This window comes from Arthrobacter sp. UNC362MFTsu5.1 (genome assembly GCF_000685965.1).
Classification (GTDB): domain Bacteria; phylum Actinomycetota; class Actinomycetes; order Actinomycetales; family Micrococcaceae; genus Arthrobacter.
Genome location: NZ_JMLE01000049.1, coordinates 1 through 16504, shown reverse-complemented (window position 1 = coordinate 16504; position 16504 = coordinate 1). Strand labels below are relative to the sequence as shown.

The window sequence follows — 16504 nt, the reverse complement described above, 5'->3', positions numbered from 1 at the left end:
CCCATGACGGGGTAGCGGATGTTATCGCTGATGTTCAGGATCGGGCAGAGTTCCTTGACCTGCTTCGGGTCCAGCCACTCCGCGTCCACACCGTTAAGCTGGTTCGCACCCACCCGGCGCATGCTCTCGCGGACATCGCCCAGGGTGTGGGCGAGGTTCATCACCCCGCGCTGGCTGAACAGGAAGTCGTACTCGAGTTCCTCGGGCAGGATTTCCCAGAGCTTCAGGGCGTGCTCGTAGATGGCCGCGCTCTCGTCCCAAAGGTAATTGGAACGGATGATCGTGGTGTTCCGGGCCATGTTACCGCCGGCCAGCCAACCCTTTTCCAGGACCGCGATGTTGGTCATGCCATGGTTCTTCGCCAGGAAATACGCCGTAGCCAGGCCATGCCCGCCACCGCCCACAATCACCGCGTCATAAGAGGACTTAGGCTCCGGGTTACGCCAAAGGAAATCCGGGTGCTCCGGAAGCAGATCGGCCATCATGCCACCTCGTTCGCGTCAGAAGAAAGGTTGGGGTAGAGCGGGAACTTTCCGGCCAGGATTTCGACCCGCTGCCGGAGTTCCGCCGCGGTCTCGTCGCTGAATTCGCGCTTGAGTGCTGCGGCGATAATGTCAGCGACCTCGGTGAATTCTGCCTTCCCGAAACCACGCGTGGCCAGGGCCGGCGTGCCGATACGAAGGCCCGAAGAGATCATCGGCGGGCGCGGATCGAACGGCACGGCGTTGCGGTTCACGGTGATACCGATCCGGTGCAGGCGGTCTTCGCCCTGCTGGCCGTCCAGTTCCGAGTTCCGCAGATCCACCAGGACCAGGTGCACGTCGGTGCCACCGCTGACGACAGTCACGCCGGACTCTGCAACGTCGGCAGACAGCATGCGTTCCGCAATGATGCGGGCGCCTTCCAGGGTGCGTTCCTGGCGGTCGCGGAATGCCGGCTCGGCAGCGAGCTTGAAGGCCACGGCCTTGGCTGCGATGACGTGCTCCAGCGGGCCGCCCTGCTGGCCGGGGAACACCGCGGAGTTGACCTTCTTGGCAATGTCGGCGTCGTTGGTCAGGATCACACCACCGCGCGGACCGCCGAGGGTCTTGTGGGTGGTGCTCGTGACGATGTGGGCGTGGGGAACGGGGTTGGGGTGCAGCCCTGCGGCCACCAGGCCGGCGAAGTGCGCCATGTCCACCATCAGGTAGGCGCCCACGAGGTCCGCGATCCGGCGGAACTCGGCGAAATCGAGCTGGCGGGAGTAGGCAGACCAGCCGGCAACGATGAGCTTCGGCTTGTTCTCAACCGCCAGGCGCTCGACTTCAGCCATGTCAATCAGCATGGTGTCCTCGCCGACTCCGTACGGGACCACCTTATAGAGCTTGCCGGAGAAGTTGATCTTCATGCCGTGGGTGAGGTGGCCGCCGTGCGCGAGGTTCAACCCCAGGATGGTGTCGCCGGGCTGGATCAGGGCGAACATCGCCGCTGCGTTGGCCTGGGCGCCTGAGTGCGGCTGCACATTGGCGAATTCGGAGCCGAACAATGACTTAAGACGGTCGATGGCCAGCTGCTCAACCACATCAACGTGCTCGCAGCCGCCGTAGTAGCGCTTGCCCGGGTAGCCCTCGGCGTACTTGTTGGTCAGGACCGAACCCTGTGCCTCCATGACGGCACTCGGCGCAAAGTTTTCGGAGGCGATCATCTCCAGCGTGTCCTGCTGTCGCAGGAGCTCCTGCTGAACGGCTGCGTGGATCGCAGGATCGGTCTCTGCGAGCGTACGGGTCAGAACGTCGACCATCTTTATCTCCTCTTCTATCTAATATCCTGTTGATATATTAGTTTCGTGACTCAAGTATGCTATCGAGGCCGATGGGTGTCAACAGATTTTCAGCCCTTCCCGGAGACGCCAAAAGCGCGGCCCTAAGGGCCGCGCTTTTGGTAACACGGGCAAACGCGGGGCTCAGATCAGCTGAAGAGCGCCTTGCGGACGGCGTCCTCAAAGCCGCTGACGTGGACTCTCGCCAGGTCAGCGGCCCGCGCCTCATCGCCGGCAATCACAGCGCCGAGCAGGTCCAGGTGCTCATGCACGTGCCGGGAAAGATCGGGAAGGCGATCCAGCACCATGCACCAGATGCGGGTGGCGAGGTTGTCGTACCGGATCAGGATGTCCTCCAGGTGGGGATTGGCCGCAGCCGCGTAGATGCCTTGATGTACGCGCGCGTCCAAGCGCAGGGTTTCAACTACCGAGGCCGCACGGGTATCGAAGGATTCAACAGCCCGCATCACAGCCCGCAGCTGCTCGCGTTGCCGCTCCGTGGCCACCCGGGCAGCACGTGCAGCTGCGAGAGGTTCAAGCTGCGTCCGGATTTCTGAAATGAAGGCAAGGTCGGTCACGTCCACCCGGGTGGCAAAAGTACCCCTCCGCGGGTACGAAACCACCAGGCGGTCAAGCTCAAGCCGCTTCAAAGCCTCCCGCACTGGAGTCCGCCCCATACCGAGTTCCTTGGCGAGGTGGTCGTCATACAGGAGATCGCCGGGTTTGATGTCAAGCATCAGCAGCCGGTCGCGGATGCGCTCGTACGCCACGTCCGCCAATGACTTCTTGACCGCATCTTCCACAATCGCCAACGCTTCAGCTGCCATAATCTTGCCCCTTTCCATTCAAGCCAAACAGGCTATTGACCTCGCCCACTGACCAGTATACGCTGATTCCCAAACCTAATATATCAGTACTTGATCCAAGAATATATCTAACGTAAATTCCTAAAGGAGGAGACATGACCATAGTGGCAACAGACTCATCACCCAGCACGCTGACTCTCACCGAGCCCCGCGCGCAGGACAAGGCCCAAAAGTTCGTACTCACACTGACGTGCGTCGAACGTGCCGGCATTGTCCAGGCGGTCACCACCTTTCTCTTCGAGCGTGGCTTCAACATCGACGAGCACCAGCAGTTCGACGACGGCCTCCGCGAGACGCTGCACCTGCGCACCGCATTCTCGGGTTCCCCCGAGTACACGCCGGAGCGGCTGGAGGAGGAGTTCAGCGCCATTGCGGACCGCTTCGACATGAAGTTCAGCTTCCATGACCAGACCAAGCAGCGCATTCTGGTCATGGTGTCCAAGTTCGGCCACTGCCTGAACGACCTGATCTTCCGGTGGCGCGGCGGCAGCCTTGGCGGCGACATCGTCCTCGTGGTTTCCAATCATGAAACCCACCGGGCCATGGCCGACGCCGCCGGACTGCCTTTCATCTACCTCCCGGTGACCCCCGAGACGAAGGCAGACGCCGAACAGCGCCTGCTGGACCTCGTCGACGAGCACAACATCGACCTCGTTGTGCTGGCCCGGTACATGCAGGTGCTCTCCGATGACCTCTGCCGGTCCCTTGAGGGCCGGGCCATCAACATCCACCACTCCTTCCTTCCTGGATTCAAGGGAGCCCGCCCGTACCACCAGGCGTACGACCGCGGCGTCAAGCTTGTAGGTGCCACAGCCCACTACGTGACTGCTGAACTTGATGAAGGTCCAATCATCGAGCAGGAAGTCATCCGGGTGGACCACAGTTACGGTCCCACCGCACTGTCAACAGTCGGGCAGGACGCGGAAGCGCTGGCACTGTCCCGCGCCGTGCGATGGCACTGCGAACACCGTGTGTTGCTGGACCAAACCAGCACTGTTGTGTTCCGTTAAGCACGACCACCCCATCAACAAGACAACACACGAAAATCAGCAGGAGAAACCACATGGCTTCGACACCAAGCATTGTCATTATTGGAGCGGGAATCGTCGGGACGAACCTGGCCGACGAACTGGTCGCGCGGGGTTGGAACAACATCACCGTACTGGACCAGGGACCCCTGAACATGCCCGGCGGCTCCACGTCCCACGCCCCGGGCCTCGTCTTCCAGACCAACGCCTCAAAGTCGATGGCGCTCTTCGCCAAGTACACGGTTGAGAAGCTTTTGTCCCTGACCGAGGACGGCGTCAGCTGCTTCAACCAGGTGGGCGGCCTCGAGATCGCGACCACCGAGACACGCCTCGCCGATCTGAAACGGAAGCTCGGCTATGCCGCCGCGTGGGGTATCGACGGCAAGATCCTTACCCGCGCCGAGTGCAAGGAGCTTTACCCGCTCCTGAACGAGGAAGACATCCTTGGCGGTCTCCACGTTCCCAGCGACGGCCTGGCCCGTGCTGCCCGTGCCGTCCAGCTGCTGATCAAGCGCACTGAAGCCGCGGGCGTCAAGTACCTGGGCAACACCACGGTGACGGGCATCGAGCAGTCCGGCCGCCGGGTCACCGGTGTCCAGACCTCCGAAGGCACCATCCCTGCCGACATCGTGGTCTCCTGCGCCGGCTTCTGGGGTGCCAAGATCGGCGAAATGATCGGGATGTCAGTCCCGCTCCTCCCGCTCGCCCACCAGTACGTAAAGACCACTCCGGTCCCCGCACAGAAGGGCAAGAACGAACTGCCCAACGACGCCTCCCTGCCGATCCTGCGGCACCAGGACCAGGACCTCTACTACCGCGAGCACGGCGAGCGTTACGGCATCGGTTCCTACGCCCACCGCCCCATGCCCGTGGACCTTGACGAGCTCGGCACGTTCGCACCCGAGACCATCAGCGACCACAACATGCCCTCCCGCCTCGACTTCACCCTGGAGGACTTCCTCCCGGCATGGGAGGCCACCAAGCAGATCCTGCCGGCCCTGCGCGAAAGCGAAATCGAGGACGGTTTCAACGGCATCTTCTCCTTCACCCCCGACGGCGGATCCCTGGTGGGTGAGTCCAAGGAGCTGGACGGCTTCTTCGTCGCCGAAGCCGTGTGGGTCACCCACTCGGCCGGCATCGCCCGCGCTGTTGCTGAATTGCTGACCACCGGCAAGTCCAGCATTGATCTTGGTGACTGCGACATCCACCGCTTCGAAGAGGTCCAGCTGACCCCCGAATACGTCAGCGAAACGTCCCAGCAGAACTTCGTGGAAATCTACGATGTCATGCACCCGCTCCAGCCCAAGCTTTCCCCCCGCAACCTCCGCGTCAGCCCGTTCCACGCACGCCACAAGCAGCTGGGCGGGTACTTCCTGGAGGGCGGCGGATGGGAGCGTCCCTACTGGTTCGAAGCCAACGCCGAACTGCTCAAGGAGATGCCTGACGAATGGCAGCCGCCGGCACGTGACGCCTGGTCCGGGATGTTCAGCTCGCCCATCGCCGCCGCCGAAGCCTGGAAGACCCGCACTGCGGTGGCCATGTACGACATGACTCCGCTCAAGCGCCTGGAGGTCTCCGGCCCCGGAGCCCTGAAGCTGCTGCAGGAGCTGACTACCGCCGACATGGCCAAGAAGCCGGGCGCCGTCACGTACACCCTCCTGCTGGACCACGCCGGCGGGATCCGAAGCGATATCACCGTGGCCCGCCTGAGCGAAGACACCTTCCAGCTTGGAGCCAATGGAAACATCGACACGGCCTACTTTGAGCGGGCCGCACGCCACCAGACGGAAAGCGGAACCGCCAGCGACTGGGTCCAGGTGCGAGACACCACCGGCGGGACTTGCTGCATCGGCTTGTGGGGACCCCTCGCCCGGGACCTCATCAGCACGGTCAGCAGCGACGACTTCTCCAACGACGGCCTGCGTTACTTCCGGGCGAAGAAGGTTGTCATCGGCGGCGTCACCGTCACTGCCATGCGGCTGTCCTACGTCGGCGAGCTGGGCTGGGAACTGTACACCAGCGCGGACAACGGACAGCGCCTGTGGGACGCACTGTGGAAAGCAGGGCAGCCGTTCGGCGTAATCGCTGCCGGCCGCGCCGCGTTCAGCTCGCTTCGCTTGGAAAAGGGCTACCGCTCGTGGGGCACCGACATGACCACCGAGCACGACCCGTTGGAAGCGGGACTCGGTTTCGCTGTGAAGATGACCAAGGAGAACTTCGTCGGCAAGGCAGCACTGGAAGGCCGGACCGAGGAGAACTCCGCCCGCCGCCTGCGCTGCCTGACGGTCGACGACGGCCGGAGCATAGTGCTGGGCAAGGAACCGGTCTTCTACAAGGACCAAGCAGTTGGCTACGTCACCAGTGCCGCATACGGTTACACGGTCGCCAAACCGATCGCCTACGCGTACCTCCCGGCCGCTGTGTCCATTGGTGACTCGGTCGAGATCGAGTACTTCGGACGGCGCATCCAAGCCACGGTCACGGCCGATCCACTGTACGACCCCACGATGACCCGGCTCCGCGGCTAACAGCCGCCGGCCGTTCAAAGGCACGCGGCCCGGACTCGTTTCCTCGCAACCAGAGTCCGGGCCGCTGCTTTTCCTTCGTCCGTCCCATGCCAGGCCAGTCGAGCAGAGCTTCAGCCCAGGAAGACACATGATCAGTTCAGAAACAATAAACGACTACCTCGCCAGGCTTGCCTCCCGCGAACCCACCCCGGGCGGCGGCGCAGCCGCGGCACTCCACGCCGCCCAGGGGGCGGCACTTGTCGCCATGGTGGCCAGGTACACCACCGGCCCGAAATACGAACAGCACACCGAACTCGTCACCAGGATCATCAGCAGCGCCGACGGACTGGTGGCCCAGGCCTTGCGCCTCGCGGACGCCGACCAGCACGCGTTCCAAGGCGTGATTGACGCGTACAAGCTCCCCGCAGGTAGTGACGACCTCAAAGCTGCCCGGACAGCGTCCATCCAGGACGCGCTCGTTCAGGCCGCGAAGACACCGGCTCAACTGATCCTCGTTGCCGGTGCCGTCGTGGATCTTGCCACGGAGCTGTTCGAGGTGGCCAATGCCAACGTGATCAGCGACGTCGCCGCCGCCGTCGACGCTGCCCGGGCAGCCGCCACCACTGCACGGGTAAACATCGACATCAATGTGGTGGCCATCAAGGACACCGAAGCACGTTCCCGGCTGGCTGACCAGACCGATGGCATTGAGGACAAGGTCGTCCTGGCAGCAGACTCGCTCGTGAAGCGCGTGCGCGAAAGGATTCTCGGTTGAGCACCACACTCCTCTCAGGACGAAACCTGGCAAAGCTCATTCAGCTCAAGGCCCACGACGAAGCCAGGGACCTCGAAGCTGACGGTCTGCGCCCCGCCCTTGCCGTGGTTGTGGCCACGAACGACGGCTCCACGCACTGGTATGTGCGGTCCATCGAACGGGCCGCGGAAAGCGCGGGGATCACTTGCCGGATCGTGGACCTGGGCCACGACGCGACAGGACAGGCATTGGCTTCAGTCCTGAAAGACCTCAGCGCCGAGCCGTCCGTCAACGGCATCATTCTCCAGACGCCGTTGCCTCCCGGCGTCGATGCAGATGCGCTGGTTGAGCACATCGCCCCTGAGAAGGACATCGACGGCGCGAATCCTCTGAGCCTTGGCCGCCTCGCCGTCGGCCAGCCCTCGTTCGCCCCTGCCACGGCACGGGCCGTCACCGAGATCCTTGACCACTTCGACATCCCGGTGGCCGGCCGGAACGTCGTCGTGATTGGACGTTCCGCCGTCGTCGGAAAACCGCTCTCCCTGCTGCTGCTGGAACGCGACGCCACCGTCACCGTCTGCCACTCCAGGTCGGGGGCGCTGGAGAAATACACCAAGACGGCCGACGTCGTGGTGGTCGCCGCCGGGCGCACCGGCCTGCTGAACGGCGGCCATATCTCGTCCGGGGCCGTAGTGATCGACGTCGGCACCAACGTCCTTCCCGACGGGTCCCTCGTGGGGGATGTGGACGAGGCCAGTGTCCGGGGCATCGCCGGGGCGCTGACACCCGTGCCGGGCGGCGTCGGCTCAGTCACCACATCCCTCCTTCTGCTGCACACCACTGAGGCCGCGCGGGAACAGTCGCGTGCCCTGGTCCGGGAAACAGCCGTGTGATCCACAGCAGGCAGCCCCTGCGCCGCTTAGGCCCAGTTTGTCCTCGTGCCCGCTCAGGTCCATGCGATCTGCGCGGGCACGAAGGCTGGGTCCTGCCAATGGGCTATAGGACGCCCCTGATGAGGTTCTCAAAGTCCGTCACATGCTTGGTCGTCAGCCGCGCAGCAGCTTCGGAATCACCTGCCGCGATGCACTCGAGCAGCTCAATGTGCTGGGCAATATGCTCGGATACCGGAGGAAGTTTCTCCAGCACAAGGCTCCAGATCCGCGTCGCCAGGTTGTCATATCGGATCAGGACATCCTCAAGGTGCCGGCTCCCTGTGGCCCGGTAGATCATCCGGTGCACGCGCATGTCCAGACGCATCAGGTCCCGCTGGGAGTGCATTACCGGCAGGAGCTCCCCCACTTCCTTGGCAAATTCCTTGATCTCTTGCCGGAGCTGCGGCGATGCCATCCGGGCAGCCCGCGCTGCGGCCGCAGGCTCCAAAAGCTGCCGGATTTCGGAAATTTCAGCCAGATCCGTGATGTCCACTCCTGCGGCGAATGTTCCCCGGCGGGGATACGCCACCACGAGGTGGTCGCTTTCAAGGCGCTTCATGGCCTCCCGGATGGGTGTCCTCCCCACCCCGAGCCGCCTGGAAATCACTTCGTCATTCAAAGGTTCGCCAGGCTTGATGTCCAAAACGATCAGTTCATCACAGAGCACCCTGTAGGCGAAGTCGGCGAAAGACTCCTCCTCCTGCCTCGGTGGCAGGAAGGAACCCCCAACATCCGACGGTAGTTCTCCACCGCTTGCCATATCCAAGTCTCCTCCCAATGCACGGCTGAGCCTTGACGCGAAGGCCTCCTGTACATAGTATTCCTAGAACTGATATATCAATATCCGATCTAAAAAATGTCACCCTCCGGCAGGTACTCCTCACCTCAACGACCTCGGCCGCGTGCCTGGTCTTCCAGAAGATCTGCGGACACTCCAGCCAGCCATGACGCCGGCCCCAGGCAGCACCTCCATTCCACTGATTCCTGCCAAGATCTGAAGGGAAGATCACATGGCTTCGAAAGCCCCCCAGCAGAATATCGACGAGTCAAAGCTGACCCTCACCAAGCCCAAAACGACTGCTGTCGGCCTTCCGGCTGTGGCGAATGCGTTGAAAATTTCCCTTGAGCAGATGGGCCCGCTGCGCAGCATCCAGACACTCATGGCTGTCAACCAGGTTGACGGCTTTGACTGCATGGGCTGCGCCTGGCCTGAACACGAAAAGCGCAACGCTGCGGAATTCTGCGAGAACGGCGCCAAGGCAGTGGCCGAAGAAGCCACGCTTCGCCGTGTCACGCCCGAATTCTTCGCGCAACACTCCATTGCGGACCTGAAGACGCGCGACGACTACTGGCTGGGCCAGCAGGGCCGGCTGACTCATCCGATGGTCCTCGACGAAGGCGCAACCCACTACAAGCCCATCGAATGGGACGACGCCTATGAGCTGATCGCCCGGGAGATCAAGGACATGGAGCACCCCGACCAGTCAGTGTTCTACACGTCCGGGCGGACATCGAACGAGGCCGCTTTCGCCTACCAGCTCCTCGTTCGCGGCATCGGAACGAACAACCTGCCCGACTGCTCCAACATGTGCCACGAATCGTCCGGCTCGGCCCTGGTGGAAACGATCGGCATCGGCAAAGGCTCCGTCAGCCTCACGGACCTGGAGACGGCGTCGCTTATCTTTGTGGCGGGTCAAAATCCCGGGACCAACCACCCGCGCATGCTCAGTGCGCTCGAGAAGGCGAAGAAGAACGGCGCCGTCATCATCTCCGTGAATCCGCTTCCCGAAGCCGGGCTCCTGCGGTTCGAGAACCCGCAGAACATTTCCGGCATGGTGGTGGGCACACAACTGACTGACGACTTCCTCCAAATCCGCGCCGGCGGCGATCAGGCCCTCTTCCAGGGGCTTGGCAAATACCTTCTCGAAGCCGAAGCCCAAGGGCGCAAGACCCCCGGCCTCCCCACCGTGCTGGACCACGAGTTCATCAAGGACCACACCGTTGGCATCGACGAATACCTGCGCTACCTGGAAAAAGCGGAATGGGACGACATCGTCGAAGCCACCGGGCTGACACTGGAACAAATTAAGTCCACAGGCGAGCGCCTCCTGGCCTCGAGCGCCACAATCGTCTGCTGGGCCATGGGATTGACCCAGCACAAGCACTCGGTTCCCACCCTCCGCGACGTGGTCAATGTCCTGCTTCTGCAAGGCAACATCGGCAAGCCCGGGGCCGGTGTCTGCCCCGTGCGCGGCCACTCCAATGTCCAGGGCGACCGGACCATGGGGATTTTCGAGAAGATGCCGGAGAGCTTCCACGACAGGCTTGACCACGAGTTCCACTTCCTCTCCCCCAGGGCGCATGGCTTCGACACCGTCGCCGCTATCCGTGCCATGCGGGACGGCAAGGTCCGCGTCTTCATCGGCATGGGCGGAAACTTCGTACGGGCGGCCCCGGACTCCGAGGTCACGGAACAGGCGCTGGCCAACACGCGCTTGACCGTGCAGATCTCTACGAAGCTGAACCACTCCCACGTATCGACGGGTCGACGTGCGCTGATACTTCCGACGCTGGGACGCACCGAGAAGGACACCCAGCGCACCGGCGACCAGAGGGTGACCGTGGAGGACTCCATGAGTGCGGTCCATGCCTCCCGCGGACGGCTTAAGCCCGCAAGTGAGCACCTGCACTCCGAAGTGGCCATTGTCTGCAACATTGCCAGCAAGATCTTCACCGGCAGCGACAACCTCCCGCTGCCCAATACCCCCAAAGCCGACTGGCTCGCCATGAAGGACGACTACTCCATCATCCGGAAACACATCGAAGCGGTCCTCAGTGGCTTCGAGAACTTCGAGGAGCGGATCCGGAACCCTGGCGGGTTCGTCCTTCCCCACCCGCCCCGGGACGCAAGGAAGTTCGATACTGCTTCGGGCAAGGCCCACTTCACTGGCAACGACCTTGAATTCATCAAGGTCCCCGCAGGACGGCTCGTCCTCCAGACCCTGCGATCCCATGACCAGTACAACACCACCATCTACGGCAAGGATGACCGCTACCGCGGCATCCACGGCGGTCGCCGCGTTGTCCTGATCAACGCGGACGACATTACTGAGCTAGGGTTCACGGCCGGGGACATGGTCCATCTCATCTCCGAATTCCAGGGGACCGAACGACGGGCCGAAAACTTCCGCATCGTTTCATACTCGACGCCAAAGGGTTGCGCGGCGGCCTACTACCCGGAAACCAACGTCCTCGTGCCCCTTGACTCCGTAGCCGACACCAGCGGTACGCCGACGTCCAAGTCCGTTATCGTGCGGCTTGAGGGGGCCGAAGCGTGAGCTCTATCCTGACGACCGAAGCGGCCGTCACGAAGGGCGTGGACGGGCCAAGGGTGGAACGGGCTGTCCGCGAATACCTCCTTGCCATCGGGGAGGACCCCGAAAGGCCGGGACTGGCGGACACCCCGGCCCGTGTAGCCCGGGCCGCCGCCGAGATGTTCGGCGGGCTCCATGAGGATCCCCTGGCCGTCCTGGACAGGACCTTTGACCTCGGACACGGTGAAATGGTCATCGTCAAGGACATCCCGTTCTACTCCACCTGCGAGCATCACCTGGTGCCGTTCCATGGCGTGGCGCATGTGGGCTACATCCCCTCCGCCGAGGGACTCGTGACCGGCCTCAGCAAGCTTGCCAGGCTGGTGGACGTCTTTGCGCGAAGGCCCCAGGTCCAGGAGCGGCTGACCACCCAGGTTGTCGACGCGCTGGTCACAGCGCTGCGGCCGCTGGGCGCCATCGTGGTGATCGAGTGCGAGCACCTGTGTATGTCAATGCGGGGCGTCCGCAAGCCCGGGGCAAAGACCATCACGTCGGCAGTCCGCGGTGAACTGCGCCTGCCGGCCGCCCGGGCCGAGGCCCTGAGCCTGATCCACGGCCGATAAGAAATCTCTGGACATGCCCCTGTGGCTGCCATACGATGGCACTGATATATCTTTGCTTATCAAAGAAAAATATCAGTCCGTGCATGCCGGACGAACGTCAGTCAATACGCCCGGCCTGCTACTGGCAGCCTTCGTCCTCGCGAAGGATTAGCTGTCCCGTTCCCGTGAACGGTGCTTCGGTGGCCAGAAACCTGGGGAGGTATCCTCATCGAAGCACCACTCTCGGGCAACGGGGCAGCGCCGGCAACTTGCCGGACCAGTGCAAGGCAATCCGATATGGCAAGCCCGGCACCAACCCACACCATCCCCCGTAGCCAAAGGAGTGTCCATGTCAGGAAACAGAGCCGTAGCCTACAAGGAACCCGGTGTCGTCGAAATCATCACTACCGACTACCCGACGTTTGAACTCAAAGACGGGCCTGGCGTCAATCCGGCCAACGTGGGCCGGAAAGTACCCCACGGTGCCATCCTGCGCACGGTGACAACCAACATCTGCGGCTCGGACCAGCACATGGTGCGCGGACGCACCACTGCACCAAAGGACCTCGTCCTTGGCCATGAAATCACCGGCGAGGTGGTGGAAGTCGGGCCGGATGTGGAATTCATCAAGGTGGGAGACATCGTCTCCGTACCCTTCAACATCTCCTGTGGCCGTTGCCGGAACTGCAAAGAGCGCAAAACCGGCATCTGCCTGAACGTCAACCCGGATCGTCCGGGCAGCGCCTACGGTTATGTGGACATGGGCGGCTGGGTGGGTGGCCAGGCAGAATACGTGCTGGTCCCCTACGCCGACTGGAACCTGCTCAGGTTCCCCGACCGCGACCAGGCCCTGGAAAAAATCATGGACCTGACCATGCTCTCGGATATCTTCCCCACCGGGTTCCACGGCGCCGTCACTGCCGGCGTCGGCGTCGGGTCCACGGTGTACATTGCCGGCGCCGGCCCGGTTGGCCTCGCCGCCGCCGTCGGTGCGCAGTTGCTTGGTGCCGCCGTCGTTATCGTCGGCGACATGAACGAAGAGCGACTGGCGCAGGCCCGAACCTTCGGGTGCGAGACGGTGAACGTCTCCAACGGGGATCCGAAGGACCAGATCGAACAGATCCTTGGTGTTCCCGAAGTGGATTGCGGTGTCGACGCCGTGGGCTTCGAAGCCCGTGGGCACGGAAAGGACACATCCCACGAGGCCCCGGCCACCGTGCTGAATTCCCTCATGGACATTACCGCCGCGGGTGGGGCCCTGGGCATCCCCGGCCTGTACGTCACGGGCGACCCCGGTGGAATTGACGAGGCCGCCAAGCACGGCTCCCTGTCGCTGTCACTGGGCACCGGATGGGCAAAGTCCCTGTCGTTCACCACCGGCCAGTGCCCCGTCATGTCGTACAACCGCCAGCTGATGATGGCCATCCTGCATGACAAGGTGCAGATCGCCAAGGCAGTGAACGCCACAGCGATACCGCTCGAGGATGCGCCCCGCGGCTACGCCGAATTCGACGCCGGCTCGGCAACAAAGTTCGTGCTGAACCCGAATGGATACGTCAAGGCGTAGCACCCCAGCTGACGGGGACTGCGGGGGAAGCACCACATGGTGCACCTTCGCGGTCCCCGGCCCGTACGTTTCATTGAACCGCTACCTTCAGGAAAGGGGCAGCCTTGCTGGCCCAAGATACCGCCACCAGCGGCAGCAGTCCGGAGTTGCGCCCTGCGTGGCGGCCCCCCGGACATCCGTCTCCCACCTGGCCGGAAGCCCGGCAGTTGGCTTTCGATTGCGCTGTCCCGCTCGCGCCCGTGGAGGTTCCGCTCGCCTTGGCAGCAGGCCACACGCTCACCCGCACTGTCGCCGCCCTGCAAGAACTCCCCCATTACGACTCGTCTGCCATGGACGGATGGGCCATCAACGGCGGCGGTCCGTGGATCCTTGCCGGCCCCGGACCTTTTTTGCGCCCCGGAAGTGCCAGCGTCATAGCCACCGGCGGACTCGTACCTGTCGGCGCCAAGTCGATACTCCGCAAGGAAAGTGGCCAGATCCACCAGAATGCCGACGGCAGCCTTCTCCTGCGGCTCAATGACAACGCAAAGGAAGGCGAGCCGGGCCCGGGCCAACACATTCGTCCCGCGGGCGAGGAAGCTGCTGCCGGTGAGGTGCTGATCCCGGCCGGCACAACACTGAACCCGGGTCACATTGCCCTCGCCGCCGTGGCTGGCCACGACAACCTGCTGGTGCAGCCCAAGCCGGCGGTCGGCATCGTATTGACCGGTTCCGAAGTGGTCACGTCAGGCGTTCCGGAACCAGGACGTGTCAGGGACACTTTTGGTCCGCAGTTGGGGACGGTCATTTCCCTTTTGGGGGGCACACCTGCCGGCTCCCTGCGGATCGGGGATTCCTACCCCGAGTGGCTCGCGGCACTTGGCGGTACTGACGCGTTCCCCGGGCGATTGCCGGACCTGACCATAACCACCGGCGGAACCGGCTGTTCCGGGACAGATCATTTTCGCGCCGCGATCGCTGCCCTCGGCGGACAGCTGTTGCTGGATGGCATCGCCATGCGGCCGGGCCACCCGGCAGTCCTGGCCGTGCTCCCGGACGGCCGCTTCGTCGTCGGGCTGCCCGGTAACCCCCTGGCAGCAATGATGGCGCTCATCACTATGGGTGCACCGCTGATGGAGGCACTCGGAGGCAGGCCCCTGAGTGCCGTTGGACAGGTCACCTCCGCGGCTGACGTTGATCCGTGCCCCGGCCGTACCCGCCTGATTCCCTGCACGTTCGTCGAGGGACTTGCCTTCCCCGCCTCGCATACGGGGCCCGGCATGATGCGTGGACTGGCCTGGGCCGACGGCGTCATGGCCGTTCCCCCTGCCGGAGTCCAGTCCGGCGAGCAGGTTCCTGTGCTCCCGCTCCCCTGGACGCAGGCGAAAGAAACCATCCCTTCCACCGGCAACCGAGCACGGAGCACCGCATGGCCCGCATGACACAGCGCCGCAAGATCCACCGCTTCAACCTGGACGGCTCCGGCACCGAATACACGGTGCGGTTCAAGGAAGACGTACTCGCCGCTGAGGAGCCCTTGGAAATCCGAATCGGAGGCCGCTCCTTCGCTGTCACTATGAGGACCCCGGGGGACGATTTTGACCTGGTGGCCGGGTTCCTGGTCTCGGAAGGCATCATCAGCTCCAACTCCGAACTGGTATCACTGCGCTTCTGCACCGGCGATGCCAGGGGAGAACGGACATATAACGTGGTCGACGCCCAGTTGAGGCCTGATGTACCCATGCCTGACACCATGCGGCATGTGTACACCTCAAGCTCCTGCGGCATCTGCGGGACAGAATCGATCGAGTCCGTCCGCAAGACCCTTCCCTTCGATCCTGCCAAGGACCCGCTGCAGATTCCCGTGGATGTCCTCGCCGAACTGCCGGAGCGGCTGCGCGAGGCCCAGGCGGTGTTCGACAAGACGGGCGGCGTCCATGCGGCCGGCCTGTTCAAGGTGGATGGGGCCGGCCCGGAGTTGCTTTGTCTCCGGGAGGATGTGGGGCGCCATAACGCTGTGGACAAAGTGGTGGGATGGGCGCTGCGCCAAAATCTGCTGCCTCTGGGTGGCACCGTCCTCCAGGTGTCCGGGCGCGCGTCCTTCGAACTAGTCCAGAAGGCCGCCATGGCCGGCATTCCTGTCCTGTCTGCGGTGAGCGCGCCTTCAAGCCTGGCCGCCGACCTCGCCGTCGAGACCGGAGTGACGCTGGTTGGATTCAGCCGGGGACACAGCCTGAACGTCTACGCCGGCCACGAAAGGCTGAGCCGTCGGCAGAATGTGGCCCGCGAGGTAACCCATGCCAGGGTTTGATGTTGTCCTCGCCGAGCTCAGCGAAGACCCCATCTCCGTGGACCGGGCCACAGCCGCCGTCCAGGGCGACGAAGCCGGGGCCGTTGTCAGCTTCAGCGGAGTTGTCCGGAACCACGACGGCGGCATGGCCGTCAGCAGATTAAGCTACTCGGCCCACCCCACGGCACACCACATCATGGCCGAAGTCGTGGCGGAATTGGTCGCCGAGCATGCCGGGAAGGCCGACAAGCCGGTCCGCATCTGGGCCGCCCACCGCGTCGGGATGCTGGAGGTGGGTGATCCTGCACTGGTCTGTGCAGTGTCAGCAGCCCACCGTGGCCAGGCATTTGAGGTGTGCTCACAGCTTGTGGACCGCATCAAGGCCCGCGTGCCGATCTGGAAGGAGCAATTCTTCGCAGACGGCACCGTGGAATGGGTCGGAGCAGTCCAACAACTTCCTTCAGAACGTCCCTCGCAAGAAATAGAAACATAGGAGAAAGATGACCTTGAACATCTCTGCGCCCGCCGTGTCCACCACACAGTCCGGTGCTCCCGTCACGTCCGATGCACACTCGAAGGCTGTCGGCGCTGACGGCGCCATCATCCTGACCGACCACTACCTGATCGAGAAGCTCGCCCAGTTCAACCGCGAGCGTGTCCCGGAGCGTGTAGTGCACGCCAAGGGCGGCGGCGCGTTCGGTAAGTTCACCGCGTCCGAGGACGTCTCCAAGTACACCAAGGCCGCGTTCCTGCAGCCCGGCGTAGAGACCGAGATGCTGATCCGCTTCTCCTCGGTCGCCGGCGAGAACGGCTCCCCCGACACCTGGCGGGACCCCCGCGGCTTCGCCGTGAAGTTCTACACCTCCG

At 63.5% G+C, this 16504-nt stretch carries 15 protein-coding genes; 11 read left to right on the top strand and 4 right to left on the bottom strand.

What is annotated here, in order from left to right; all coding sequences use genetic code 11:
- The 3 genes from BS38_RS0123485 to BS38_RS0123475 form a co-directional block, all read right to left on the bottom strand.
- A partial coding sequence (locus tag BS38_RS0123485) for an FAD-dependent oxidoreductase (RefSeq protein ID WP_043439901.1) occupies positions 1-485 on the bottom strand: 485 nt, incomplete at its 3' end.
- Entirely contained in the window at positions 482-1780 is a 1299-nt protein-coding gene (glyA, locus tag BS38_RS0123480) for a serine hydroxymethyltransferase (protein ID WP_028272946.1), read from the bottom strand. The genes glyA and BS38_RS0123485, both read right to left, overlap by 4 nt.
- A gap of 167 nt (positions 1781-1947) precedes the next feature.
- A complete protein-coding gene (locus tag BS38_RS0123475; protein ID WP_028272945.1) occupies positions 1948-2625 on the bottom strand; it encodes a GntR family transcriptional regulator in 678 nt (225 codons plus the stop codon).
- A gap of 134 nt (positions 2626-2759) precedes the next feature.
- Here BS38_RS0123475 and purU point away from each other — a divergent pair, with 134 nt between their 5' ends.
- The 4 genes from purU (at position 2760) to BS38_RS0123455 (ending at position 7846) form a co-directional block, all read left to right on the top strand.
- A complete protein-coding gene (purU, locus tag BS38_RS0123470) occupies positions 2760-3674 on the top strand; it encodes a formyltetrahydrofolate deformylase (RefSeq protein WP_028272944.1) in 915 nt (304 codons plus the stop codon).
- 53 nt (positions 3675-3727) lie between these two features.
- The gene (locus tag BS38_RS0123465) at positions 3728-6220 is read left to right on the top strand and encodes a GcvT family protein (RefSeq protein ID WP_028272943.1); all 2493 of its coding nucleotides are present in this window, start codon (positions 3728-3730) and stop codon (positions 6218-6220) included.
- 127 nt (positions 6221-6347) lie between these two features.
- Positions 6348-6974, top strand: a complete 627-nt coding sequence (locus BS38_RS0123460; RefSeq protein ID WP_028272942.1) for a cyclodeaminase/cyclohydrolase family protein — start codon at positions 6348-6350, stop codon at positions 6972-6974.
- Positions 6971-7846, top strand: coding sequence for a bifunctional 5,10-methylenetetrahydrofolate dehydrogenase/5,10-methenyltetrahydrofolate cyclohydrolase (locus tag BS38_RS0123455; protein ID WP_028272941.1), 876 nt, complete (start codon positions 6971-6973; stop codon positions 7844-7846). The genes BS38_RS0123460 and BS38_RS0123455 overlap by 4 nt, the downstream gene beginning before the upstream one ends.
- 103 nt (positions 7847-7949) lie before the next feature.
- Here BS38_RS0123455 and BS38_RS0123450 read toward each other — a convergent pair whose 3' ends face one another.
- Positions 7950-8645 (bottom strand): GntR family transcriptional regulator, encoded by a 696-nt coding sequence (locus BS38_RS0123450; RefSeq protein ID WP_051629133.1) that lies wholly within the window; start codon positions 8643-8645, stop codon positions 7950-7952.
- Between the two features lie 250 nt (positions 8646-8895).
- On the opposite strand from BS38_RS0123450, the gene BS38_RS0123445 reads away from it, so the two are divergent.
- The 7 genes from BS38_RS0123445 to BS38_RS26290 form a co-directional block, all read left to right on the top strand.
- Positions 8896-11223: an FdhF/YdeP family oxidoreductase gene (locus BS38_RS0123445; protein WP_028272939.1), complete on the top strand. Its 2328-nt coding sequence runs from the start codon at positions 8896-8898 to the stop codon at positions 11221-11223.
- Positions 11220-11822, top strand: a complete 603-nt coding sequence (gene folE / locus BS38_RS0123440) for a GTP cyclohydrolase I FolE (protein WP_081819040.1) — start codon at positions 11220-11222, stop codon at positions 11820-11822. The genes BS38_RS0123445 and folE overlap by 4 nt, the downstream gene beginning before the upstream one ends.
- Positions 11823-12150: 328 nt before the next feature.
- Entirely contained in the window at positions 12151-13368 is a 1218-nt protein-coding gene (fdhA, locus tag BS38_RS0123435; RefSeq protein ID WP_028272937.1) for a formaldehyde dehydrogenase, glutathione-independent, read from the top strand.
- Positions 13369-13472: 104 nt separating this feature from the next.
- Positions 13473-14789, top strand: coding sequence for a molybdopterin molybdotransferase MoeA (locus BS38_RS0123430; protein WP_051629132.1), 1317 nt, complete (start codon positions 13473-13475; stop codon positions 14787-14789).
- Positions 14777-15658: a formate dehydrogenase accessory sulfurtransferase FdhD gene (gene fdhD / locus BS38_RS0123425; protein WP_028272935.1), complete on the top strand. Its 882-nt coding sequence runs from the start codon at positions 14777-14779 to the stop codon at positions 15656-15658. The genes BS38_RS0123430 and fdhD overlap by 13 nt, the downstream gene beginning before the upstream one ends.
- Positions 15645-16130, top strand: a complete 486-nt coding sequence (locus tag BS38_RS26295) for a molybdenum cofactor biosynthesis protein MoaE (RefSeq protein WP_051629131.1) — start codon at positions 15645-15647, stop codon at positions 16128-16130. The genes fdhD and BS38_RS26295 overlap by 14 nt, the downstream gene beginning before the upstream one ends.
- 7 nt (positions 16131-16137) lie before the next feature.
- On the top strand, positions 16138-16504 hold a 367-nt coding region (locus BS38_RS26290; RefSeq protein ID WP_043439893.1), incomplete at its 3' end, for a catalase.